The sequence below is a fragment of the Variovorax sp. GW821-FHT06D12 genome (genome assembly GCF_059419205.1).
Genome location: NZ_JBWKRI010000005.1, coordinates 396,950 through 421,069, shown reverse-complemented (window position 1 = coordinate 421,069; position 24,120 = coordinate 396,950). Strand labels below are relative to the sequence as shown.

General features: G+C 67.8%; 24 protein-coding genes. 20 read left to right on the top strand and 4 right to left on the bottom strand.

What is annotated here, in order from left to right:
- Positions 1–9: 9 nt before the first annotated feature.
- Positions 10–813 (bottom strand): hypothetical protein, encoded by an 804-nt coding sequence (locus AC07SQ_RS18220; RefSeq protein ID WP_495272315.1) that lies wholly within the window; start codon positions 811–813, stop codon positions 10–12.
- Positions 814–1,224: 411 nt separating this feature from the next.
- Here AC07SQ_RS18220 and AC07SQ_RS18215 point away from each other — a divergent pair, with 411 nt between their 5' ends.
- Complete coding sequence (locus AC07SQ_RS18215; RefSeq protein WP_495272316.1) at positions 1,225–1,545, top strand: hypothetical protein; 321 nt, start codon at positions 1,225–1,227, stop codon at positions 1,543–1,545.
- A 48-nt stretch (positions 1,546–1,593) separates the two neighbouring features.
- Here the strand turns inward: AC07SQ_RS18215 and AC07SQ_RS18210 are convergent, their stop codons facing one another.
- Complete coding sequence (locus AC07SQ_RS18210; protein WP_235944225.1) at positions 1,594–2,439, bottom strand: alpha/beta hydrolase; 846 nt, start codon at positions 2,437–2,439, stop codon at positions 1,594–1,596.
- A gap of 164 nt (positions 2,440–2,603) precedes the next feature.
- On the opposite strand from AC07SQ_RS18210, the gene AC07SQ_RS18205 reads away from it, so the two are divergent.
- Positions 2,604–3,233, top strand: coding sequence for a 2-hydroxychromene-2-carboxylate isomerase (locus tag AC07SQ_RS18205; RefSeq protein ID WP_495272317.1), 630 nt, complete (start codon positions 2,604–2,606; stop codon positions 3,231–3,233).
- 21 nt (positions 3,234–3,254) lie between these two features.
- Here AC07SQ_RS18205 and AC07SQ_RS18200 read toward each other — a convergent pair whose 3' ends face one another.
- Positions 3,255–4,166: a LysR family transcriptional regulator gene (locus AC07SQ_RS18200; RefSeq protein ID WP_056575757.1), complete on the bottom strand. Its 912-nt coding sequence runs from the start codon at positions 4,164–4,166 to the stop codon at positions 3,255–3,257.
- Positions 4,167–4,347: 181 nt separating this feature from the next.
- On the opposite strand from AC07SQ_RS18200, the gene AC07SQ_RS18195 reads away from it, so the two are divergent.
- From AC07SQ_RS18195 to AC07SQ_RS18140, 12 genes are all read left to right on the top strand, one after another.
- Positions 4,348–5,001 carry a hydrolase gene (locus AC07SQ_RS18195; protein ID WP_495272318.1) on the top strand — a complete coding sequence of 218 codons (654 nt, stop codon included), beginning with the start codon at positions 4,348–4,350 and terminating at the stop codon, positions 4,999–5,001.
- A 29-nt stretch (positions 5,002–5,030) separates the two neighbouring features.
- Positions 5,031–5,327 (top strand): DUF1427 family protein, encoded by a 297-nt coding sequence (locus tag AC07SQ_RS18190; protein ID WP_495272319.1) that lies wholly within the window; start codon positions 5,031–5,033, stop codon positions 5,325–5,327.
- An 80-nt stretch (positions 5,328–5,407) separates the two neighbouring features.
- Entirely contained in the window at positions 5,408–7,300 is a 1,893-nt protein-coding gene (locus AC07SQ_RS18185; RefSeq protein ID WP_495272494.1) for an amidohydrolase, read from the top strand.
- 8 nt (positions 7,301–7,308) lie between these two features.
- Positions 7,309–7,707 (top strand): DoxX family protein, encoded by a 399-nt coding sequence (locus tag AC07SQ_RS18180; protein WP_492686307.1) that lies wholly within the window; start codon positions 7,309–7,311, stop codon positions 7,705–7,707.
- Positions 7,700–9,283: an MFS transporter gene (locus tag AC07SQ_RS18175; RefSeq protein ID WP_070060141.1), complete on the top strand. Its 1,584-nt coding sequence runs from the start codon at positions 7,700–7,702 to the stop codon at positions 9,281–9,283. The genes AC07SQ_RS18180 and AC07SQ_RS18175 overlap by 8 nt, the downstream gene beginning before the upstream one ends.
- Before the next feature lie 60 nt (positions 9,284–9,343).
- On the top strand, positions 9,344–10,165 hold the full coding sequence (locus AC07SQ_RS18170) for an alpha/beta fold hydrolase (protein WP_495272320.1): 822 nt from the start codon (positions 9,344–9,346) through the stop codon (positions 10,163–10,165).
- A 76-nt stretch (positions 10,166–10,241) separates the two neighbouring features.
- Positions 10,242–11,126, top strand: a complete 885-nt coding sequence (gene dapF / locus AC07SQ_RS18165) for a diaminopimelate epimerase (protein ID WP_489059356.1) — start codon at positions 10,242–10,244, stop codon at positions 11,124–11,126.
- The gene (locus AC07SQ_RS18160; RefSeq protein WP_062474254.1) at positions 11,123–11,818 is read left to right on the top strand and encodes a DUF484 family protein; all 696 of its coding nucleotides are present in this window, start codon (positions 11,123–11,125) and stop codon (positions 11,816–11,818) included. The genes dapF and AC07SQ_RS18160 overlap by 4 nt, the downstream gene beginning before the upstream one ends.
- Positions 11,815–12,459 carry a YdcF family protein gene (locus tag AC07SQ_RS18155; protein ID WP_489059354.1) on the top strand — a complete coding sequence of 215 codons (645 nt, stop codon included), beginning with the start codon at positions 11,815–11,817 and terminating at the stop codon, positions 12,457–12,459. The genes AC07SQ_RS18160 and AC07SQ_RS18155 overlap by 4 nt, the downstream gene beginning before the upstream one ends.
- Before the next feature lie 41 nt (positions 12,460–12,500).
- Complete coding sequence (locus tag AC07SQ_RS18150) at positions 12,501–13,421, top strand: tyrosine recombinase XerC (RefSeq protein ID WP_495272321.1); 921 nt, start codon at positions 12,501–12,503, stop codon at positions 13,419–13,421.
- 61 nt (positions 13,422–13,482) lie between these two features.
- Positions 13,483–14,697, top strand: coding sequence for a class I SAM-dependent rRNA methyltransferase (locus AC07SQ_RS18145; protein WP_159273863.1), 1,215 nt, complete (start codon positions 13,483–13,485; stop codon positions 14,695–14,697).
- Between the two features lie 101 nt (positions 14,698–14,798).
- Entirely contained in the window at positions 14,799–15,851 is a 1,053-nt protein-coding gene (locus AC07SQ_RS18140; RefSeq protein ID WP_062474247.1) for a CobW family GTP-binding protein, read from the top strand.
- A gap of 81 nt (positions 15,852–15,932) precedes the next feature.
- On the opposite strand, the gene AC07SQ_RS18135 is transcribed toward AC07SQ_RS18140, so the two are convergent.
- Entirely contained in the window at positions 15,933–17,471 is a 1,539-nt protein-coding gene (locus AC07SQ_RS18135) for a YdgA family protein (protein ID WP_495272322.1), read from the bottom strand.
- Between the two features lie 442 nt (positions 17,472–17,913).
- Here AC07SQ_RS18135 and dksA point away from each other — a divergent pair, with 442 nt between their 5' ends.
- The 6 genes from dksA (at position 17,914) to rsmH (ending at position 24,120) form a co-directional block, all read left to right on the top strand.
- On the top strand, positions 17,914–18,804 hold the full coding sequence (gene dksA, locus AC07SQ_RS18130) for an RNA polymerase-binding protein DksA (protein ID WP_409574652.1): 891 nt from the start codon (positions 17,914–17,916) through the stop codon (positions 18,802–18,804).
- Positions 18,805–18,852: 48 nt separating this feature from the next.
- The gene (locus AC07SQ_RS18125; protein WP_495272323.1) at positions 18,853–20,505 is read left to right on the top strand and encodes an STAS domain-containing protein; all 1,653 of its coding nucleotides are present in this window, start codon (positions 18,853–18,855) and stop codon (positions 20,503–20,505) included.
- Positions 20,506–20,609: 104 nt separating this feature from the next.
- Positions 20,610–21,155 (top strand): ATP-dependent protease subunit HslV, encoded by a 546-nt coding sequence (gene hslV / locus AC07SQ_RS18120; RefSeq protein ID WP_042578379.1) that lies wholly within the window; start codon positions 20,610–20,612, stop codon positions 21,153–21,155.
- A gap of 2 nt (positions 21,156–21,157) precedes the next feature.
- Positions 21,158–22,486, top strand: a complete 1,329-nt coding sequence (gene hslU, locus AC07SQ_RS18115) for an ATP-dependent protease ATPase subunit HslU (RefSeq protein WP_139702997.1) — start codon at positions 21,158–21,160, stop codon at positions 22,484–22,486.
- Positions 22,487–22,759: 273 nt separating this feature from the next.
- Positions 22,760–23,188, top strand: coding sequence for a division/cell wall cluster transcriptional repressor MraZ (mraZ, locus tag AC07SQ_RS18110; RefSeq protein ID WP_056576192.1), 429 nt, complete (start codon positions 22,760–22,762; stop codon positions 23,186–23,188).
- Between the two features lie 8 nt (positions 23,189–23,196).
- Positions 23,197–24,120 carry a 16S rRNA (cytosine(1402)-N(4))-methyltransferase RsmH gene (gene rsmH, locus AC07SQ_RS18105; protein ID WP_062474238.1) on the top strand — a complete coding sequence of 308 codons (924 nt, stop codon included), beginning with the start codon at positions 23,197–23,199 and terminating at the stop codon, positions 24,118–24,120.

The following is a 24,120-nucleotide window of genomic DNA, read 5'->3' as shown; positions in this document are numbered from 1 at the left end:
GCGAACCGCTTATGAGTCAGCTTCACTGGAAGTGTTGGTCTGAGAAGCATCCACCGTAGAACTTCCGTCACTGGATTCTTCGACGTAGAAGTCAAACCGAGTGCCATTGGGTTTTGTTGCTGTAGCAAGGGTGAGCACCTTGCCGCCGTACGGGGTGGAAGCAACATCTAAGGGGAGTTGCTCTGTCATTGTCCTGATACCAACCCCGACACGCGACACTTCCATCGCGATCCCTTGAGCATTTTTAACAAACCACTCCTCACCATTGGGTGGGCAGTATTGGACCCAGAAGTCGCCTGATCCGAGCGGCGCGTGGTCAAGCATGGTCGTGCTCACCGCGTCATCTGTCAGAAGTATTTGAAGCAGGGCTGGCATGGCTCCCACTAGTTCTCCTGATTTGCGAAACCACTGTGCATCGAAAGCGTTGTCGATGCGCTCGAAAGACCCATTCGGGTGTTTCACATCTATGAATGGTCTGAAGGCGGGTGAAACCAAGCGAACTTGCGCTCCCACCATACTTCGAGCCTTCGCCGCCCAGTCCGTTTTCTCGACATCTTTGGCGGACACGAGGTCTATTTTGAAAAGGCGAGCTTTGCTTATGGCGGTCCGCGAGAACCCATTTCGAGACCAAAGCACGAGCTTAGAAGTCGGCAGGCTCTCGTGTTTCTTCGCCATAGCTTCGACCCAAGTGACGTCGGCGGGGCGTGCATGATCCCGACACTCAATACACAAGAAGAGCTTGTGCTCCATGACAGTTGCTAGCGCCACTACATCGACTTCGCGCTCCTGACCGGTGGACAAGTCGCGCAGCATTCGCGACTCCTCAACTTCCCAAGCCTTGGAGAGCCGTCCGTGAATCACTGCCGCGAGGCGTTGGAATTGATTTGTCCGCTTAGGCATAGATTTAGAGTAGGAAGCCCAGCAAGTTTCCCATGGGCGAACGCCGTTTTCTACGGGGGCGTCCCCGCCTATACTGCGCCCGTCGCGCAAAATCGCGACCGGGTTTGGAAGCCCGTTCGAAACTCTGCGACGAAAGCCGCAGCCACCGCACAGAGTCTGCGGCTTTTTCGTTCGCGCGCCAGTTTTTGGCGGCTCGGACGGGAGGGCGCGAGCCCTGCCGGTTTCTTGCAAGAGTTTCCCGGTCTTCCAACCCGTTCGAGCTGCCGCCCCCGTTTGGAAGCGGGTGCGGCGGTTGTAGCAAACCGAAATTCTTGGAGGCCTCTCATGGCTGAAGCTGCATCCGCGCCCGAGCAATCGCCCACTCGGCACGACCCCGCATTCCCCTGTCTCGACGACCTCGCCCTGCAAGCCTGCGACGACGCCGACAACCTCAACGCAGTAATGCGCGCCTACACCGCCCTAGAAAAGCTCGTAGACACCAGCGCTCTGAACGACAGCGAAGAGCTCGCCCCCACCCGCACCGAACTGAGCGCCTTGCTGCGCCTGCTCAACGAAGCGTTGATGACGCGCATCGCCACCGTCAACGCAACAGCCGGCGCCGTGCGCGATGCGCTGCAAGCGCACCCCTCGCTCAAGCCGGCCTAGCCCCGGCGGCCGGCGTGAAGCCTCTGCCTCACGACCGGCCCGCAGCCCTCAAGCCGCCTTCGTCTCCGGCAACACAGCCGTCAACGCAAAGTCCACCAGCATCAGCCAGGTCTCTTCGAGCCCGGTGATGTTGTGGTGGTCCGAGTTCGACACGGTCTGCACGCTCACGGGCGTGGGCCAGGCGGCGATGAGTTTCTCGGAGCGCTCGTGGGGCACCACGTCGTCCTTCGCGGCGAGCAGCACCTGGGTCTTGGCGGCGACTTCCTTGCTGTGTTCGATGGAGTTGAAGCGGTGGCGCAGCAACAGCGACAGCGGCACGAGCGGAAAGCGCTTCTTGGCGACTTCGAGCAGCGAGTCGTAGGGGGTGATGAGCTGCAGGCTCGCAAATTCCTGCCGCGCCACGAGCTGGATGGCCACGCCGGTGCCCAGGCTGCGGCCCACCACGTGCAGCCGTGCCTGCGGAAAGGCGCGGCGCAGGTGGCTGGCGAACTGGGCGGCGTCGGCCACGGAGGCGATTTCAGACGGCGCGCCCTGCGAGTCGGCCACGCCCCGGTAGTTGAGCGCCGCAAAGCCGAAGCCCTCGGGCAGCCAGTGCAGCATCTGCGCGGTGGCGCGCACGTCTTCGCCGCGGCCGGCGAAGTAGATGAACAGGTCCTGCAGCGCGTCTTCGCCCTGCGGGTGGTAGACGTAGCCGCGCACCATGCCGCCGGGCACGGGGTGCGAGTAGGTCGAGAAGTCGTCCGACAGATGCACCACGGGCAGCTTGCGGGCGTTGAAAAGAATGTGGCCCTGTCGCGTGGCGAGCAGGGTCCAGTAGGCGGCCAGGCTGCCAATGGCGGCGGCCGAGGCCGACAGGGCAATGCGGGCAATCTTGGCTTGGGTGTTCTTCTGCAAATCAGGGCTCCCGAGAAAGTGGCGGCGTGGCATCGCAAGGGCAGGGCCCGGCCGGTGCACAACGCGCAAGGGGCGTAGTTTCACCGCGTTCGCGAGGCGGTGCGTTGCGAGGTGTATGGCCGTGGCGCGCGGCGCGCCGGCCGGGGGCTGAAGATAATCCCCGCATGATCGCCATCGACTGCTACTACAGCCTTTCCTCGCCCTGGGCCTACCTCGGCGGCCCGCAACTGCAAGACATCGTGCGCCGCCACCATGTGCAGCTCACGCTCAAGCCCTACGACTTCCAGGCGGTGGTGCCGCAGACCGGCGGCATTCCGCTGAAGACGCGCCCCGAGCCGCGCCGCACGTACCACGCGCTGGAGCTGTCGCGCTGGCGCGATTACCTCGGCATGCCGATGAACCTGGAGCCCGCGCACTACCCGAAGGGCGCGCCGACCGACCCGAACTGGAACAAGTACCCCGGCTGGATGGTGATCGCCGCCCAGCTGCAGGGCCTGGACGCGCAGCCGCTGTCGCACGCGCTGCTGCGCGCGCTGTGGGCCGAGGAGCGCGACACGGCGCAGGCCGCGGTGCGCATCGCGATCGCCGACGAGAACGGCTACGACGGCGCGGCGCTGCAGGCGCTGGAGCAGTCGGCCGAGGTGCTGGCGGTGTACCGCGCCAACAGCGCCGACGCGGTGGAAGCGGGTGTGTTCGGCGCGCCCACGTTCATCCTGAACGGCGAGCGCTTCTGGGGACAAGACCGGCTGGCGTTTCTCGACCGCGCGCTCGACAAGCTGCGCGCCGGCCGCTGAACGACAACCTCTCTTTTTTCTTCAGAGGAACGAACGCGGCAGCAGCGCAGGCACCAGCGTGCGGTGCAGCCGCTCGCGCCACCAGCGCAGCGCCTGGCCCTGCGCGCCGGTTTTCCACGCGAGCCAGAAGGCTTCGGGCGCGCGCGGTTCCTCGGTCGGCAGTTCGACCAGCGTGCCGCGCGCCAGCTCGTCGGTGATGCAGGCGCGCGGCAGAAAGCCGTGGCCCAGCCCGGCGACCTGGCAGGCGACCTTGGCGGCCATCGACGGCACGGTGATGCGCGGCTGGCCGGCCATGAGGCCCACGGTGCGGTCCGACAGGGTGCGCGCGGTGTCGCCGACCACGATGGCGTTGCAGTCGATGAGATCGCCGCGCTGCACGGGGCGCTTCAGCCGCGTGAGCGGGTGGGTGGGCGCCACGCAGAAGGCGAACGCCAGGCTGCCCACGGCCACGGCCTGGTGGCCGCCGCCGGCCGGGCCTTCGCCCGCGGCCACGACGATGTCGGCGCGGCCCTCGCGCAGCGCCTCCCAGCTGCCGGTGAGCGCCTCGCAGCCGATGCGCAGCCGCGTGCCGCAGCGCAGGTCTTCGAAGGCGCGGATGTCGTCCATGAAGGCCTGCGTGGGAATGAGCGAGTCGTGCACCAGCCGCAGTTCTGATTCATAGCCGGTGGCAATCTGCCGCATGCGCGATTCGAGGTCGCTCGCGGCGCCGAGCAGCCAGCGGCCTTCCTTGAGCATTTCCTCGCCGGCGGCGGTGAGGGTCACGCGCGGGCCGTTGCGCTCGAACAGCAGCATGCCCAGCTGTTCTTCGAGCTTGCCCACGGCGTAGGAGATGGTGGAGGGCACCTTGTTCAGCCGCGCGGCGGCGGCGGCAAAGGAGCCGTGGCGCGCGATGGCGTCGACGACCTCGATGGCTTCCAGGGTGAGCTTGAGCACGGGGCGTTCCTCGCAGGAAAAAAGGAATGATCGAAAACTTCGATCATTGATGGTGAAAAGTTTCGTCGATAGAGGCCTGCGTGCACCGGATGATTGAGCCCACGCCAAGGAGATTCCCTCCGAAAGCGATTGTGAACTGAATCGAATATCCACGCACCCAACTTTGCCGAAGGAGCCTTTCATGATCGTCCAAGCCACCCCCACCGCCGGCGCCAAGCTGCTCACCCCCACCGACCACACGCTGGTGATGATCGACTTCCAGTCGCAGATGGCCTTTGCCACGCACTCGATCGACGCCGTGAACCTGCGCAACAACGCCGCGCTGGTGGCGCAGGCGGCGGCCGGCTTCAAGGTGTCGACCATCCTCACGACCGTGGCCGAGAAGAGCTTTTCGGGCCCGATGTTCAGCGAGATCACCGACGCCTTCCCCGGCCAGAAGATGCTCGACCGCACCTCGATGAACACCTGGGAAGACGCCGCCGTGATCGAGCGCGTGAACGCCATCGGCAAGCCGCGCATCGTGCTGGCCGGCCTGTGGACCAGCGTGTGCATCGTGGGCCCGGCGCTGTCGGCGCTGGACCAGGGCTTCGAGGTGTACGTGATTGCCGACGCCTGCGGCGACGTGTCCACCGAGGCGCACAACCGCGCGATGGAGCGCATGGTGCAGGCCGGCGCGCAGCCGATGACCTCGCTGCAGTACCTGCTGGAGCTGCAGCGCGACTGGGCGCGTGGCGACACGTACGAGTTGACGACCGGTATTGCGAAGAAGGTGGGCGGCGCCTACGGTCTGGGCGTGACGTACGCCAAGACCATGTTCGGCGCCCACGAGGGTTGAGCGCAGCGCACCCGCAAGGCCGACCGACCATGAAGACCTATGTCGTTTCCCTCGCGCTCGGCCTGCTGGTCGGCGTGATCTACGCGCTCTTCCAGGTGCGCTCGCCGGCGCCGCCGGTGATCGCCCTGGTGGGCCTCTTGGGCATCCTGCTCGGCGAGCAGATCCCGCCGCTGGTGCGGCAGGTGTTCGACCGGCCGGCCGCCACCTCGTGGCTGCATGACCAGGTCAAGCCGCATGTGTTCGGCAAGCTGCCGACCTGCGCGCAGCCCGGGGCGGTGAAGTCTGCCGCCGTCGGCAGCCGCCCGTCCGAGCGGAGCGACGCATGAACGCCCCCGACCCGCAACGCCGCCACTTCCTGAGCGCCCTCGGCGCCTTTGCAGCCACCTCCCTCGCACCCGCATCCACCATGGCCACCACCCAGACCCCCGACCTCATCCTGCGCAACGGCCGCTTCACCACGCTGGACCGTGCCAACCCCACGGCCGACGCGGTGGCCATCAAGGACGGCCGCTTCACCCGCGTGGGCCGCGCCGAAGACGTGCTGCCGCTGGCCGGCAGCCACACCCGCGTGATCGACCTGCAAGGCCAGCGCGTGCTGCCGGGCCTCATCGACAACCACCTGCACATCATTCGCGGCGGCCTGAACTACAACATGGAGCTGCGCTGGGACGGCGTGAAGAGCCTGGCCGATGCCATGGGCATGCTCAAGCGCCAGGTGGCGATCACGCCCGCGCCGCAGTGGGTGCGCGTGGTGGGCGGCTTCACCGAGCACCAGTTCGTCGAGAAGCGCCTGCCGACCCTGGCCGAGCTGAACGCTGTGGCGCCCGACACGCCGGTGTTCATCCTGCACCTGTACGACCGCGCGCTGCTCAACGGCGCCGCGCTGCGCGCCGTGGGCTACACCAAGGACACGCCCGCGCCGCCCGGCGGCGAGATCGTGCGCGACAGCGCCGGCAACCCCACGGGCCTGCTGCTGGCCAAGCCGAACGCGGCCATCCTGTACGCCACGCTGGCCAAGGGGCCGAAGCTGCCCTTCGACTACCAGCTCAATTCCACGCGCCACTTCATGCGCGAGCTCAACCGCCTGGGCGTGACCGGCGCCATCGACGCGGGCGGCGGCAACCAGAACTACCCCGACGACTATGAAGTGATCCAGAAGCTGCACGACGACGGGCAGCTCACGATCCGCCTGGCCTACAACCTCTTCACGCAGAAGCCCAAGGCCGAGAAGGACGACTTCCTGAACTGGACGGCCAACTCCAGATACAAGCAGGGCGACGACTACTTCCGCCACAACGGCGCGGGCGAGATGCTGGTGTTCTCGGCGGCCGACTTCGAGGACTTCCGCCAGCCGCGCCCCGACATGGCGCCCGAGATGGAAGGCGACCTCGAAGGCGTGGTGCGCATCCTGGCGCAGAACCGCTGGCCGTGGCGCATGCACGCGACCTACGACGAAACCATCAGCCGCTCGCTCGACGTGTTCGAGAAGGTCAACAAGGACACGCCGCTGGCCGGCCTGAACTGGTTCTTCGACCATGCCGAGACGATTTCCGAGAAGTCGATGGACCGCATCGCCGCGCTCGGCGGCGGCGTGGCGGTGCAGCACCGCATGGCCTACCAGGGCGAGTATTTCGTCGAGCGCTACGGCCCCGGCGCGGCCGAGGCCACGCCGCCGGTCAAGAAGATGCTCGAGCGCGGCCTGAAGGTGTCGGCCGGCACCGACGCGACGCGCGTGGCCTCGTACAACCCGTGGGTGTCGCTGTCGTGGCTGGTCACGGGCAAGACGGTGGGCGGCATGCAGCTGTACCCGCAGCGCAACTGCCTGGACCGCGAGGCCGCGCTGCGCATGTGGACCGAGAACGTCACCTGGTTCTCGAACGAGGAGGGCAAGAAGGGCCGCATCCAGGAAGGCCAGCTGGCCGACCTGGTGGTGCCCGACCGCGACTTCTTCGCCTGCGCCGAATCGGAGATTGCCGACACCACGGCGCTGCTCACGATGGTGGGCGGCAAGGTGGTCTACGGCGCCGGCCCGTTCGCCGCGCACGACGAAGGCGGCCTGCCGCCCGCCATGCCCGACTGGTCGCCCGCGCGCACCTTCGGCGGCTATGCGGGCTGGGCCGACACGGCCGAGGGCGCGCCGCTGCAGAAGGTGATGCGCAACGCCGCGATGTCGTGCGCCTGCGCCAACGACTGCAACGTGCACGGCCACAGCCACGCGACGGCCTGGAGCAGCAAGCTGCCCATTGCCGACCTGAAGAGCTTCTGGGGCGCGCTGGGTTGCGCCTGCTGGGCGGTGTGATGAAGGCCATGCACTGGACCCTTTCGCCCGCCGTGCGCTGGATCGCCTTGCTGCTGCTGTGCGCGGCCTACCTGCAGGGCGGCCTGAACAAGGCGCTGGACTTCAACGCCGCCATCGCCGAGATGAACCACTTCGGCCTGTCGCCGGCCGGCCCGCTGGCCGTGGCGGTGATCGTGCTGGAGCTGGGCGCCGCGGCGCTCATCCTCACCGGCTTCTGGCGCTGGCTCGGCGCGCTCGCGCTGGGCGGCTTCACGCTGATGGCGACCTTCGTCGCGCTGCGTTTCTGGGAGATGCCGCTGGGGCAGGAACGCTTCATGGCGGCCAACTCCTTCTTCGAACACCTGGGCCTGGTCGGCGGCTTCGTGCTCGTCGCCTGGCTCGACCTCAAGGAGCGCCACGATGACTGAGCCCCAAGCCAAAGCCGCCGGCGCCTTCGCGCCGCTGCGCCAGCCGGTCTTCGCCGTGCTGTGGGCCGCCACGGTGCTGGGCAACATCGGCAGCTTCATGCGCGACGTGGCCAGCTCGTGGCTGGTGACCGACCTGTCGGCCAGCCCGACGGCGGTGGCGCTGATCCAGACGGCGGCGACGCTGCCGATCTTCCTGCTGGCGATTCCGGCCGGCGTGCTGTCGGACATCCTCGACCGCCGGCGCTTCCTGATCTTCGTGCAGGTGCTGCTGGCCGCGGTGAGCGGCACGCTGCTGGTGCTGTCGCACACAGGCACGCTCACGGTCGAGTACCTGATTGCGCTGACCTTCGTGGGCGGCATCGGCGCGGCGCTCATGGGGCCGACCTGGCAGTCGATCGTGCCGGAGCTGGTGCCGCGCAGCGAGCTCAAGGGCGCGGTGGCGCTGAACTCGCTGGGCATCAACATCGCGCGCTCCATCGGGCCGGCGGCGGGCGGGCTGATCCTGGCGAGCTTCGGCGCGGCCGCCACCTACGGGCTGGACGTGCTGAGCTATGTGTTCGTGATCGCGGCGCTGTTGTGGTGGAAGCGCCCGGCGGCGGTGGACAGCGGGCTGTCCGAGAACTTCTTCGGCGCCTTCCGCGCGGGCCTGCGCTACACGCGGGCCAGCAAGGAGCTGCATGTGGTGCTGCTGCGTGCGGCGGTGTTCTTCCTGTTCGCCAGCTCGGTGTGGGCGCTGCTGCCGCTGGTGGCGCGCCAGATGCTGGGCGGCACGGCGAGCTTCTACGGCATCCTGCTCGGCGCCGTGGGCGCGGGCGCCATCGGCGGCGCGCTGGTGATGCCGCGGCTGCGTGCCCGGCTCGATGCCGACGGCATGCTGCTGCTGGCCTCGCTGCTCACGGCCGCGGTGATGGGCGCCCTGGTGTTCGCGCCGCCGCAATGGCTGGCGGTGCCGATGCTGGGCGTGCTCGGGCTGGGCTGGATCATTGCGCTGACCACGCTCAACGGGGTGGCGCAGTCGATCCTGCCGAACTGGGTGCGCGGGCGCGGGCTGGCCGTGTACCTCACGGTGTTCAACGGCGCCATGGCCGCCGGCAGCCTGGGCTGGGGCCTGGTGGCGCAGCAGATCGGCGTGCCGGCCACGCTGGTGGCGGGGGCGGTGGGGCTGGTGGTGATGGGGCTGGTGTTCCACCGCGTGCGGCTGCCCGCCGGCGAGGCCGACCTGCAGGCCTCGAACCACTGGCCCGAGCCGCTGCTGGCCGAGCCGGTGGCGCACGACCGCGGGCCCGTGATGATCCAGGTCGAGTACCGCATCCGCAAGGAAGACCGGCCGGCGTTCCTCGATGCGATGAAGCGCCTGTCGCTGGAGCGCCGCCGCGACGGCGCCTACGCCTGGGGCGTGCACGAGCACACGGCCGACGCCGAGCGCGTGATGGAGTGGTTCCTCGTGGAGTCGTGGGCCGAGCACCTGCGCCAGCACCACCGCGTGTCGCACGCCGACGCCGACCTGCAGGCCGAGGCGCTGCGCTTTCACATCGGCCCGGGCAAGCCCGAGGTGCATCACTTTCTGGCGCTCTGAGCGGCGCGGATTCTGCTTTCTCTTTTCCCTTCAACCTCTCGCCAACCTCAAGGAAAAACCATGACCACACTGACCCTTCGCGACGGCACCGAGCTCTATTACAAGGACTGGGGCAGCGGCCAGCCGATTCTTTTCAGCCACGGCTGGCCGCTGAGCGCCGACATGTGGGACGCCCAGATGCTGTTCTTCGCCGAGCGCGGCTACCGCGTCATCGCGTTCGACCGCCGCGGTTTCGGCCGCTCCAGCCAGCCCTGGACCGGCTACGACTACGACACCTTCGCCGACGACATCGCCGAGCTGATCGAAAAGCTCGACCTGAACAACGTGATCCTGGCGGGCTTCTCGATGGGCGGCGGCGACGTCACGCGCTACCTCGCGCGCAAGGGCAGCGCCCGCGTGGCGAAGCTGGCGCTCATCAGCGCGGTGACGCCGCTGTTCATGAAGACGCCCGACCATCCCGTGGGCCCCGAGGCCTCGCTCTTCGCGGGCATCCGCGCCGGGCTGGCCGCCGACCGGGCGCAGTTCATCGACGACTTCAGCACGCTGTTCTACGGCACCAACCGACCGGGCGCGAAGGTGTCGCAGGGCGTGTTCAAGCAGACGCTGCAGATCGCGCTGCAGGCCTCGATCAAGGCCACCATCGACTGCGTGACGGCGTTCTCCGAGACCGACTTCCGCCCCGACATGGCGAAGATCGACGTGCCCACGCTGGTGATCCATGGCGACGACGACCAGGTCGTGCCCTTCGAGGCCACGGGCAAGCTGGCGGCCGAAATGATCAAGAGCAGCCAGCTCAAGCTGTACGCCGGCGCGCCGCACGCCACCTGCACCACGCACGCGGCGCAGGTGAACGCCGACCTGCTGGCGTTCATCCAGGGCTGAGGCCGGGTGTGTCGAAAGGGCCGCGCCCTGCGGCCCTTCCGGCGCGAAGGGCGGCGCCGGTGGCGATAATCCGGCGATGCGAATCCGCTTTACCAAGATGCAGGGAGCCGGCAACGATTTCGTCGTGCTGGACGAAACGCGCGGCACGCTGGGCCTCACGGCCGCGCAGTACCGCTTCCTGGCCGACCGCCATTTCGGCGTCGGCGCCGACCAGATCCTCACGGTGCGCCCGTCGCCCGCTGCAGGCATCGACTTCCAGTACGTGATCCACAACGCCGACGGCGGCGAGGTGGAGCAGTGCGGCAACGGGGCGCGCTGTTTCATGCGCTTCGTGAGCGAGCACGGCCTGACCGAGAAGAAAGACGTGCGCGTGCAGACGCTGGCCGGCGTGATCGAACCCCGCATGGGCGACGACGGCCGCGTGACGGTCGACATGGGCGCCCCGGTCTTCGAGCCGGCGCGCGTGCCCTTCGACACGGCCGGGCTCGATCCGCAGCACGAAGGCGCGTGGCAGACCTGGCACCTGGCGCTGGGCACCCGGGCCGGCAGCGCTATCGTTTCGGTAGCGGTGCTGTCCATGGGCAACCCGCACGCGGTGCAGGTGGTCGACAACGTCGACACCGCGCCGGTGGCCGAGCAGGGCCCACAGATCGAGCACCACCCGCGTTTTCCGCAGCGCGTGAACGCCGGTTTCATGCAGGTGGTCGACCGCACCCACATCAAGCTGCGCGTGTTCGAACGCGGCGCCGGCGAAACGCTGGCCTGCGGCACGGGCGCCTGCGCGGCCGTGGTGGCGGGCATCCGCCTGGGGCTGCTGGACACCCGCGTCGACGTGCAGACGCACGGCGGCATTCTCACGATCGAGTGGCAGGGCGACGGCCGGCCGGTGCTCATGACAGGACCGGCCACGACGGTGTTCGAGGGCGAGATCGACGTGCCCGACATTTCGGAACAGCCATGACCCAATTCACCCACGACAACAACGCCATGAACCCGATCACCGAAGACGACATCGCGAACTACCTGTCGAACACCCCCGACTTCTTCGAACGCCACGCCCAGCTGCTGGCGCAGGTGCAGCTCACCAGCCCGCACGGCAACCGCGCCGTGAGCCTGCAGGAGCGCCAGGCCGAGATGCTGCGCGAGAAGATCAAGGCGCTGGAGCACCGCCTGATGGACATGGTGCGCCACGGCACCGAAAACGTCGTTATCGCCGATCGCCTGCAGCGCTGGACCAAGGGCCTGCTGACCACGCGCGACCCGCGCAGCCTGCCGTACCGCATCGCGGTCGACCTGCAGTCGCTGTTCCTGGTGCCGCAAACGGCCATCAAGGTGTGGGACTGCGGCACCGAGTACCTGAACGAAGCCTATGCCCAGTGGGTGAGCGACGACGTGAAGGCGCTGGCCACCTCGCTCACCTCGCCTTATTGCGGGCTCAACGCGGGCTTCGAGGCGGCCAACTGGCTGCCCGAGCCGCAGGGCGCCGCGTCGATCGCGCTGATTCCGCTGCGTCCCGACGCCGAGTCGCCGGCCTTCGGCCTGCTGGTGCTGGCCTCGCCGGACGCGCAGCGCTTCAACGCCGAGATGGGCACGGACTTTCTCGAGCGCATCGCCGAGCTGTCGTCGGGCGCGCTGTCGCGGCTGCGCCCTTGAGCCGTTCCGCGCGAAGCGGGTGGCGCCGCCGGCCTTGGCTGACCGGCCTGTGCGTGGTCCTGCTGGCCGGTGTGCTCACCTACGCCGCCATCGCGGGCGTGATCTGGCAGCGTGCCGAGGCCGCCCTGGCCGGCCCGATGCCGCGCGCGGCCGACGTGGCGCTGGTGCTGGGCAACCGCGCCTACCTCGACGGCAAGCCCAACCCCTGCCTCACGGGCCGGGTCGACCAGGGCATCGTGCTGGCGCGCGCGGGTCGTGCGCAGACGCTGGTGTTCTCGGGCGGCGTCGACGTGGAAGACGGCCGCATCGAGGCCGAGGTGATGCGCGACCACGCCACGGCCGAGGGCTACACGGGGCCGATGGTGCTGGAGTCGGTGTCGTCGTCCACGCGCGCCAACCTGTCGCTGTCGCGCACGGTGCTCGAAGCCAACGGCGTGCGCAGCGTGATCATCGTGTCGGAGCCCTACCACCTGTGGCGCATCGAGCGCCTGGTGCGTGCCAGCGGCTTCGACCAGGCCTTCGACGTGCAGTACGCCGCCGCGCCCACCTCGTGCTGGCGCCGCTGGGGCATGCTGTTCAAGGGCGCATTGCGTGAGCCGGCCGCCATCGTGAACAATGCATCGCTCGGTTATCTGTTCTAGCTAGCGCGGGCGCCGCGTGGCGCACGAAGCACGACCACACCATGGAATGGATCGACAAATACCTCGAACACGTGCGCGTGGAGCGTCGGCTCGCGCCGCGCACGGTCGAGCTGTATGCCTTCCACCTGCGCGCGCTGACCGACCATGCCGCCGAGGCCAACCTGCCGCTGGACCGCGTGCAGACCGCCCACGTCCGCCGCTGGATGGCGCAGCTGCACAGCGCGGGGCGCGAACCGCGCGGCATTGCGCTGGTGCTGTCGTGCTGGCGCAGCTTCTACCGCTGGCTCGGCCATGAAGGGCTGATCGGCTTCAACCCGGTGCAGGACGTGCACGCGCCCAAGGCGGGCCGCCCGCTGCCGAAGGCGCTGGGCGTGGACGACGCGGTGCGACTGGCCGAGCTGTACGACCCCGAGGCCGACCCCTGGACCGAAGCGCGCGACGGCGCCATCGTCGAAATGCTCTATGGCTGCGGCCTGCGCGTGAGCGAGCTCACGGGGCTCGACGCCCAGGCCAGCGCCACGGCGCTCGGCTGGGTCGACCTCGACGCCATGGAAGCCCATGTGCTCGGCAAGGGCAGCAAGCGGCGCAGCGTGCCCGTGGGCAGCAAGGCGGCCGAGGCGCTGCGCGACTGGCTCGCGGTGCGCGGCGAGCGCCAGGAGCCGGCGCTGTTCGTCAGTGCGCGCGGCGCGCGCATGTCGTCGCAGGCCGTATGGAAGCTGCTGCGCGAGCGCAGCCTGAAGGCCGGCCTGGCCGCGCCGGTGCATCCGCACATGCTGCGCCACTCGTTCGCGAGCCACGTGCTGCAGTCGAGCAGCGACCTGCGCGCGGTGCAGGAGCTGCTGGGGCATGCCAACATCGCGACCACGCAGGTCTACACGCGGCTGGACTTCCAGCACCTGGCCAAGGTCTACGACGCGGCGCATCCGCGCGCCAAGGCCCGCCCGGACAAGGACGGCAAGTAGCCACGGCCCGTCGCCTGCATCGTTTTCTTTCGTCTTTCATTTCTTCTTTCATTCATCTCCCATGAAAACCCTCCGCCTCAAGCCGGGCAAGGAGCGCTCGCTCCAACGCCGCCATCCCTGGGTCTTCGAATCCGCCATTGCGCGCGGCGGCGCGGACTCGGGGGAAACGGTGCGCGTGGAGTCGCACGACGGCCACTTTCTCGCGTGGGCGGCCTTCGGCCCGACCTCCAAGATCCGGGCGCGGGCCTGGAGCTTTGACGAGAAGCAGCGCATCGACGCTGCTTTTTTTTCCACGGTCTGCACGCGCGCGGTGAACGCGCGCGGCCTGTTCGACCTGCAGAGCGACGGCGTGCGGCTGGTGCACGGCGAGGCCGACGGCCTGCCGGGGCTGATCGTCGACCGCTATGGCGACACGCTGGTGGCGCAGTTTCTGTCGGCCGGCGTGGAGCGCTGGAAAGACGTGCTGGCCGATGCGCTGCTCAAGGCCACGGGGCTCACCAGGCTGTATGAGCGCTCCGACGCCAGCGGCCGCGAGCGCGAGGGCCTGAAGCCGGTCACGGGCTGGCTGCGCGGCGAGGGCCCCACCCAGATCACCATCCGCGAGCACGGCTGGCAGCTGTCGCTGGACATCGCGACCGGCCACAAGACCGGCTTCTACCTCGACCAGCGCGACAGCCGCCAGCGCTTTGCCGAGCTGGCGCAGCACCGGCGCTTTCGGCGCGTGCTCAACTGCTTCTGCTACACGGGTGGCTTCACCGTGGCGGCGCTCGCGGGCCTGAAGGCGGCCGGGGCGCTCGAGGGCGCCTCGCTGGTGTCGGTCGATTCGTCGCAGCCCGCGCTCGAGCGGGCGCGCGCGCACCTGGCGCTCAACGGCTTCGAGGGGCAGGGCATTGCCACGGAGTTTCTCGACGCCAACGTGAACACGGTGCTGCGCGAGTTCATCGACCAGGGCCGCACCTTCGACGCCATCGTGCTCGACCCGCCGAAGTTCGCGCCCACGGTGGCGCACGCCGAGCGCGCCGCGCGTGCCTACAAGGACATCAACCGCCTGGCGCTCAAGCTGCTGGAGCCGGGCGGCGTGCTGCTCACGTTTTCCTGCTCGGGCGGCATCAGCGCCGACCTGTTCCACAAGATCGTGGCCTCGGCGGGGCTCGACGCCGGCGTGGACGGCTACATCGCCGAACGCCTGGGCGCCGCGCCCGACCACCCGATGACCATCGAGTTCCCGGAAGGGGAGTACCTGAAGGGGCTGGTGGTGGTGAGAAAGCCGCTGTGAACGGGGGCTTGACCCCGTCGGCAACGCAACTCAGTGGCATTGGCTAAACTGCCCGCCAATCCCCCGCCTTTTTCTGTTTTCCGTTTCCGGAGCACTTTTCCATGGCCCTCATCCCCGCGACCATCCTGACCGGCTTTCTCGGCTCGGGCAAAACCACGCTGCTCAAGCGCATCCTGACCGAGGCCCACGGCCAGAAGATCGCGGTCATCGAGAACGAGTTCGGCGAGGAGAACATCGACAGCGACATCCTCGTGACCGAGTCGAAGGAGCAGATCGTGCAGATGAGCAACGGCTGCGTGTGCTGCACCATCCGCGAAGACCTGCGCGAAGCGCTGCAGCTGCTGGCCGCCAAGAAGCGCCAGGGCCTGCTCGACTTCGACCGCGTGGTGATCGAGACCACCGGCCTGGCCGACCCCGGCCCGGTGGCGCAGACCTTCTTCATGGACGACGAGATCGCCGAGAGCTACCTGCTCGACTCGATCCTCACGCTGGTCGACGCCAAGCATGCGCCGCAGCAGCTCAACGACCGCCAGGAAGCGCGCCGCCAGGTGGGCTTTGCCGACCAGATCTTCATCAGCAAGAGCGAGCTGGTGTCGGCCGAAGAGACCGACGCGCTCATCCACCGCCTGAAGCACATGAACCCGCGCGCGCCGCAGCAGAAGGCGCACTTCGGCGACGTGCCGCTGAAGGACATCTTCGACCTGCGCGGCTTCAACCTGAACGCCAAGCTGGACATCGACCCCGACTTCCTGAAGGAAGACGACCACGACCATCACGACCATGACCACGCGCATGGCGAGGCGTGCGACCACCCCTCGCACAAGCACGAAGGGCACGGTCACCATCACCACACCGATGACGACGTGAAGAGCTTCGTCTACAAGGCCGACCGCGCCTTCGACCCGGCCAAGCTGGAAGACTTCCTGGGCGCCATCGTGAACATCTACGGCCCGCGCATGCTGCGCTACAAGGGCGTGCTGAACATGAAGGGCACCGAGCGCAAGGTGATCTTCCAGGGCGTGCACCAGCTCATGGGTAGCGACCTGGGCCCGGAGTGGGGCAAGGACGAGGCGCGCCAGAGCCGCATGGTGTTCATCGGCATCGAGCTGCCGCGCGAGATCCTGGAGCAGGGGCTGGAGCAGTGCCTGGTCTGAGCACGTTCGCCTGAGCCGGACAAACAAATAAAAACGGCGCTGGCCTTGCGGTCAGCGCCGTTTCTCATTGGGTGGCAGTGCTTACTTGCCGAAATTCCCCATCGGCTTGCCCAGGAGCTTGAGCTGGCCTTCGCTGAACTCGACCTGGCTGACCAGGTCGTCGCCCGTGCGCTTCACGTAGCCGTTGGCTTCGCCCTGTTCGATCAGGCCCGCGAGCATTTCAGGCGGCGGCGTGCGGCCGCTCTCGGCGCCGGTTTCGGCCAGCTTCTCGATCCACTTCACGGGCAGGCGCGCGTTGGCCTTGAGCACGCCGCGCTTGAGCACCAGCGCGTTGCCGGGCAGCTGCAGGTCTTCGTCGGTCACGCCGGCGAGGGCCACCGAGTAGCTGAGCTCGGCGCTGTGGCCGCCGATCTCGACCAGCATGCGGTCCAGGCCGGCTTCGGGGCTGTGCTTGGCCATGGCCTTGAGGTCGGGTGCGAGCTGTTCGATGAGCGCCTGCATCGCGTCCTTCTGGGCCTTGCTGCGCTGGCCGCAGCCGGCACCGGCGGTCGACTGCAGCCAGGCGTCGGCCAGCTTCTTGTAGCCGGCCGCCTGGATGCGGCGTGCGCTGCTGGCGATCTCGAACTTGTCGATGGCTGTCTCGTTGACCTTGCCCTTGCCCTTGAAGGCGCCTTCGGAGGCGTACAGGCCGTCCTTGATGGTGGCTTCGCCGGTCAGGTCGATGCTTTGCAGCAGCACCTTGATCGCCTTGGCGGGGGCGGCCTCGGTGCCTGCGCCCAGGCCCAGTCCCTTGGGCGCGTTCAGCTCGAAGCTGTCGAGGCGGCCTTCGGACTTGCCGGTGGCCAGCATCCAGCCGGCGCTGCCGTCCATGTCGGCCTTGGCGGTGAACTTGCCCATCTTCAGCTGCACGCCCTTGGAGGCGGTGCTGACGTCCAGGCCGGGCATCGTCATGTCGTAGCGCACGTGGGTGCGGGCCGCGTTCATGTCCAGGCGGGCCTGCGCGCCTTGCCAGGCGAACTCGCCCTTGCCTTCTTCGGCCAGCTTGGCGGGCGCGACGGTGAAGTCGCTGGTGAAGCCGCCGCCGAAGCCGACCTTGGTGCGCGCGGTCAGCGGCTTGGCCTTGCCGAACAGCTTCTCGGCCTCGGCCTGCGCCTTGGCGTCGAGCACCAGTTCGCTGTCGATGACGGCCGCGGCCAGCGCGGCGCCGGCGATCGGGCCGTGGCGGATGGTGTCGCGGATGGTGATGCGCACGGGCTTGGGCGGGGTGGCCGCGGCGTCGCTGTCGTCTTCGGCGGGTTCTTCTTCGTCGCCTTCGGTCGCGGCCTCGGCGACATCGGTCGTGGCGGCGGCCGGCGCGGCGGCGGGTGCCGACGCGGCAGGGGCGGTGGCGGCTTCGGCCTCGGCCGGGCAACCGAGTTCGAGCGTCACGGTGCTCACGGCGCCGAGGAAGTTGCGCTCGTAGCTGCGCTCGATCACGCGCACCAGCGCGGTCTGCTTGGGCAGTTCGCCCAGGGCGACGTCATAGCTCGATTTGATTTGCGTGCCGGCCCACCAGGTGCTGCCGCCGTAGGCGACGGCGATGGCCGCGGCCAGGACTCCCAATACTGCTTTTTTGCTCAAGATTATTTTCCGATCGGTTGTTTGAAGGGCCGCCGCGGTGTCTCCCCGACCCGCGGCGTGCCTGCGCCACCCCCTGTGGCGGCGCCGGGCGATGCTACCGGAGCAGGGCAGTGCGTCACCCGATGGCCTTGCGTTTCGAGTTCTCTATACAATCGCGCGCCTGTTCCGGGAGCCATGCTTCGTCCACAGGGGCGAGATATGACTTACGGCACGGGGCGCCAAGGGTTTTTGGCGGGCTTTCGGGGGTATAACCCCGGGGTTCACCACTTGAGGACGCCCCCGACAACGTGAGCCGACGCGGCCTGACACCCGCAACGGTTCCCTTGGGAGGAGACACCCAGTGAAAGCGCGTTCCAGTTCGTACAAGGAGCCAGTCACCGTGAAGAAACCCGCCGCCAAGGCCACGCCAGCCACCAAGCCCGCCGCAAAGAAGGCGACGGCTGTGAAGGCTGTACCCGCGACGAAGAAGGTTTCTGCCACCGCTGCTGCTGCCTCTGCCGCGAAAGAGAAAAGCGCTGCCAAGAAGCCTGCGGCAACCCCGGCCAAGACCGGGACCGCGGCTGCCAAGAAGTCCGCCAAGCCCGCAACCAAGTCCGCGGGCGCGGCGCCTACGTCATCCCAACCGGTCGGCCGTCCTGCGGCCGCCCTTTCTGCTCCCCCGACCCCCATGAAAAAAACGGCTGCCGCCTCTTCTTCCGCCCCGGCGACACCCTCGATCCCCGCTACGCCCGCTCCCGCTGCGCGTGGTGGCCGCGTGTCCCGGCTGTCGCAACTGACCGTGCCCTCGATGCCCCAGTCGGTGGCCTCGACCGCCGCCAAATCCAGCTTCTCGCAGGCGCCTTCCACCGCGCTGGTGCCGCCGCCGCCCCTGGCCGTCAAGAAAGACCCGAAGCTGGCCAACAACTGGAAGACCAAGACGCCCGCAGAGCTGAGCGACGCCGAGGTCATCGCGATGCCCGACGACGAGTACATGAACGACAAGCAGATGGCGTTCTTCCGCCTGAAGCTCGAAGAACTCAAGCGCGGCATCCTCGAGAACGCCGGTGAGACCACCGAGCACCTGCGCGAAGACACCGTGGTCGTGCCCGATCCGGCCGACCGCGCCACCATCGAGGAAGAGCACGCGCTCGAACTGCGCACGCGCGACCGCGAACGCAAGCTGCTCAAGAAGATCGAGCAGTCGATCCAGCGCATCGACGCCGGCGACTACGGCTACTGCGACGAGACCGGCGAGCCCATCGGCGTCGGCCGCCTGCTGGCCCGCCCGACCGCCACGCTCTCGCTCGAAGCGCAGCAGCGCCGCGAGCTGAAGCAGAAAATGTTCGGGGATTGAACGGCTGCACGGTAGAACGGAACCCGCGCTTTCGATAACCTTCTCTGAATGCCAAAGGAAGAGTCAGGCCGCCTTTTCTCGAAGGTGGCCAAGTTCGTTCGAAATCCCCTGAAAGACTGGTCGGAGCTGGACACGCCGTCCTCCGACTCGTCGCTGCCCGAGCAGACCTACAGCCGCGAGATGCTGAAGGAAATGATCGAGCGGCGCCAGCGCAACGACTTCGTGCGCCGCCGCGAGTTCGACATGCTGCGCAAGCTGCGTCAGCGCGAGGCGGCGGCCCATGCCTTCGAGGCAACGGTCACGCCGTCGTCGTTCAACCTCAACAGCACCTCCGAAAAATCCGAAGGCCGCGCACTCACGCTCAAGAAGATCGACGAGATCGAAGAGCAGATGTCGCAGCAGTGGTGGAAGGGCCGCGGGCCGAACGGCGAGACGCTGGTCAATCCGCCGCCCGACGCGGGCGCTGAAACGCTGCCGCCGGTCGACAGCGGCGGCGACCAGCTGCCTGTCGGGCAGGGCGCACCGGCCGCTTCCGAACCCGTGGCCGCAGCGCCGGCGGTTGCCGTCGCCGCTCCCTCGCCGCAGCCGTCCCGGCTCGCGCACGACGGCGCGCTCGAAGAGGCGGTGATCCGCTTCGCGCACGGCGACGACACTGGCGCCGAGGCCATCCTGCTGCAGGCGCTGGCCGCCGAAAGTGCGTTCTCCGCCGACGACGCCACCGCAGCCGTCACGCTGGAGCGCGACGACGCCCGCTGGCGCGCGCTGTTCGACCTGTACCGCGCCACCGGCGACGCCGCCAAGTTCGCGGCCGCCCGCATGCGCTACGCGCAGCGCATGAAGCGCATGGGCCCCGACTGGGTTTCGCTCGACGAACTCGCGCGCAGCGTGAAGGCCGTCACCGCCAGAGAGGACGCCGAGGCGGCCTCCGACACCACCGGCGCCGCCGACTGGGCCAGCCCCGCGCACCTGACGCGCGAGGGGCTCATGGCGCTCACGCGCGCGCTCTCGCAGGCCGGCATGGTCTGGACGCTCGACTGGCGCGCGCTCACCGAGATCGATCCGCCGGCCGCCGCGCCGCTGCGCATCCTGTTCGCGCACTGGTCCGATTCGCCGGTGCAGCTGCGCTTCTTCGGCGCCTCGCAGCTCATGGCCGTGCTGGCCGCGGCCACGCCCAACAACGAGCGCCATCCCGACGACGCGTGGTGGCAGCTGCGCCTGGCGGCGCTGCGCATGATGCATCTGCCCGACGACTTCGAGCTGGTGGCGCTCAACTACTGCATCACCTACGAGGTGTCGCCGCCCTCCTGGCAGGACCCGAAGGGCGAGTGCACCTCGCTGGCCGCGCCGCCGGCGAGCCGGCCGAGCTCGGTGTGGTCGCTGCTGTCGGTCGGGGGCGATTCCGAGAGCTTTCCGTCCACCGACAGCGGCTTTGCCGCGCTGGCGGGCGACCTGCGTGGCGACTCGCTGTCGTGCTGGCAGCGCCTGGACCACGACCTGCGCCACACGACGGCGCCGGTCATCTCGTGCGCGGCCCTGCTGCGCATGGACCTGACGGCGGCCGGCACGCTGCTGAGTTGGGTCCGCGAGCGCGACGCGAACGGCGAACGGGTGCAGTTCGTCGACGCCCACCGGCTGATCGCCGCGCTGTTCGGGCTGATCGGCATCACCGACCACGCCACGGTCGCCGTCCGCAAGAACTGACCCCGCCACAGGGGTTCCGCGGCCCCTGCGCGGCCGTGTTTTCCGCCAGCAGTTTGTCCGACCGCAAGGGTTGCATTGGCGGGGCCCATCCCCAGATGGCTGCGATGGAACAGTTTCACGGCACCACCATCGTGAGCGTGCGCCGCAAGACCCCCCAAGGCGATCAGGTCGCCATCGGCGGGGACGGGCAGGTCACTCTCGGCAACATCGTCATCAAGGGCACGGCGCGCAAGGTGCGGCGGCTCTATCACGGCAAGGTCCTGGCGGGTTTCGCCGGTGCCACGGCCGATGCCTTCACGCTCTTCGAGCGCTTCGAGGCCAAGCTCGAGAAGCACCAGGGCCACCTGACCCGCGCAGCGGTCGAGCTCACCAAGGACTGGCGCACCGACCGCGTGCTGCGCAAGCTCGAAGCCATGCTGGCCGTGGCCGACGCCACGACTTCGCTCATCATCACCGGCAATGGCGACGTGTTGGAGCCTGAAGACGGCGTGATCGCCATCGGTTCGGGCGGCGCGTATGCCCAGTCGGCGGCCAAGGCGCTGATCGACAACACCGACCTCTCGGCCGAGCAGATCGTGCGCAAATCGCTGGCGATCGCCGGAGAAATCTGCATTTACACGAACATGAACCACACGGTGGAAGCGCTCTGACCATGTCCATGACCCCCCAGGAAATCGTCTCCGAGCTGGACAACCACATCGTCGGCCAGCCCGCCGCCAAGCGCGCCGTGGCCATTGCGCTGCGCAACCGCTGGCGCCGCCAGAAGGTCGACGAGAAGCTGCGCCACGAGATCACGCCCAAGAACATCCTCATGATCGGCCCGACGGGTGTCGGCAAGACCGAAATCGCCCGCCGCCTGGCCCGCCTGGCCGATGCGCCGTTCATCAAGGTCGAGGCCACCAAGTTCACCGAGGTGGGCTACGTGGGCAAGGACGTCGACTCCATCATTCGCGACCTCGCCGAGATCGCCGTCAAGCAGACGCGCGAATCCGAAAGCGTGAAGGTGCGCGCGCGCGCCGAAGACGCGGCCGAGGAGCGCATCCTCGACGCGCTGCTGCCTCCGGCGCGCGGCGCCGATGGCGCTGCCCCCGCACTCGACAGCCCCAACCCGACGCGCCAGGCCTTCCGCAAGAAGCTGCGCGAGCACCAGCTCGACGACAAGGAAATCGAGCTCGACCTCGCCGAAACCCGTGCGCCGCTGGAGATCATGGGTCCGGCCGGCATGGAGGAAATGACCGAGCAACTGCGCGGCATGTTCGGCCAGCTGGGCGGCGGCAAGCGCAAGACGCGCAAGCTCAAGATCGCCGAGGCGATGCGCCTCTTGATCGACGAGGAGGCCGCCAAGCTGGTCAACGAGGACGAGATCCGAACGCAGGCCATTGCCAACGCCGAGCAGAACGGCATCGTGTTTATCGACGAGATCGACAAGGTCGCCACGCGCAGCGAAGCGCAGGGCTCCGACGTTTCGCGCCAGGGCGTGCAGCGCGACCTGCTGCCGCTCGTGGAGGGCACGGCCGTGTCCACCAAGTACGGCGTGGTGCGCACCGACCACATGCTCTTCATCGCGAGCGGCGCGTTCCACCTGAGCAAGCCGAGCGACCTCATTCCCGAGTTGCAGGGGCGCTTTCCGATCCGCGTCGAGCTGCAATCGCTCTCGGTGTCGGACTTCGAGAGCATCCTCACGCAGACGCGTGCGTCGCTCGTGAAGCAGTACCAGGCGCTGCTGGCCACCGAAGGCGTGACGCTCGACTTCGCGCCCGACGGCATCACGCGGCTGGCGGCCATCGCCTTCGAGGTGAACGAGCGCACCGAGAACATCGGCGCACGCCGTTTGTCGACCGTGATGGAGCGCCTGCTCGATGAGGTAAGCTTCGATGCCACCCGCATCGAGGGCCAGACGGTCCGCATCGATGCCGCTTATGTCGACGAGCGCCTCGCGGCACTAAGTCACGACGAAGACCTTTCGCGCTTCATCCTCTGAAGCCGCCTCCCTCGGCCCCTGTAACGGGGTCGTCCTTCACGCATCACTTTCACTGCGTGAGCTAAGTACTTCATTTTCAACACAATTCGCCGATTTCCAGGTTTGGAAATCGGCGCTAAGTCGTTGATTCCATTACAAAAAATACCCCCGAGCCCCAGTTGCGTCGCAAGTGTTTCCTGCTACAGTGGAAAAAAGTGCAGTTAAGTGGGAAAAAGTGCGGGCAACGCCCCTTCCGGGTGTCGCGGCACCTCCCACCACAGGGGTTTCGTGGTCGTGTTTCAAGGCGCTTCATCGCTCAGTCTGGATGCCAAGGGGCGGCTCTCCGTGCCGACCCGGCATCGCGACGTCCTGAGCGCCACGGCAGGCGGCCAGCTCACGATCACCAAGCATCCGCACGGATGCCTGATGGTGTTCCCCCGTCCCGAATGGGAAAAATTTCGCGAACGCATTGCTGCGCTGCCGATGTCGGCGCAGTGGTGGAAGCGCGTCTTCCTCGGTAACGCGATGGACGTCGAGATGGACGGCACCGGCCGCGTGCTGGTGTCGCCCGAGCTGCGCGCCGCCACCGGCATCAACCGCGAGACGCTGTTGCTGGGCATGGGCAACCACTTCGAACTCTGGGACAAGGCCACCTACGAGGCCAAGGAGGCCGAGGCCACCCAGGGCGAGATGCCGGATGTGTTTCAGGACTTCGCGTTCTGAGGAGCCCCGTGAACACCCCCCTGACCCACACGACCGTCTTGTTGAACGAGGCGGTGGAAGCCCTTCTTTCCGGCAGCGCGGCAGCCACGGGCACGTACGTGGACGCCACCTTCGGCCGCGGAGGGCATGCGCGCGCCATCCTCGCGCGGCTGGCGCCGGAAGGCAGGCTCATCGCATTCGACAAGGATGCAGAAGCGGTGGCCGAAGCAGCGCGCATCTCGGATGCGCGTTTTTCTATCCGCCACCAGGGATTCCGCTCGCTGGGCGAATTGCCCGACGCCAGCGTCAACGGCTTGCTGATGGACCTGGGCGTGAGTTCGCCGCAGATCGACAACCCGGTGCGCGGCTTCAGTTTCCGTTTCGACGGTCCGCTCGACATGCGCATGGACACCACGCGCGGCGAGAGCGTGGCCGAGTGGCTGGCAACGGCCGAACTTCAACAAATTGCAGAGGTGATCCGTGACTATGGCGAAGAACGGTTTGCTGTTCAGATTGCAAAGGCGATTGTTGCTCGCAGACAAGAACGGGGCGCAATTTCAACCACCACCGAACTGGCCGAGCTCGTGGCTGGCACGGTCAAAACCCGCGAGCAGGGCCAGAACCCTGCAACGCGCACATTTCAGGCTTTTCGGATTTTCATCAACGCCGAGCTTGAGGAGCTGCAACAAGCGCTAGAAGCCAGCCTGTCGGTGCTCGCGCCCGGCGGCCGCCTCGCGGTGATCAGCTTCCATTCGCTCGAAGACCGCATCGTCAAGCAGTTCATCGCCAAGCACTCGAAGGAGGTCTACGACCGCCGCGCGCCCTTCGCTGCGCCCAAGGTGATGAAGCTGCACGCGCTCGAGCGCATCAAGCCGTCCGAAGAAGAAGTGCGCGGCAACCCGCGCTCGCGCAGCGCCATCCTCCGGGTGGCCGAACGCACGGAGGCCGGGTAG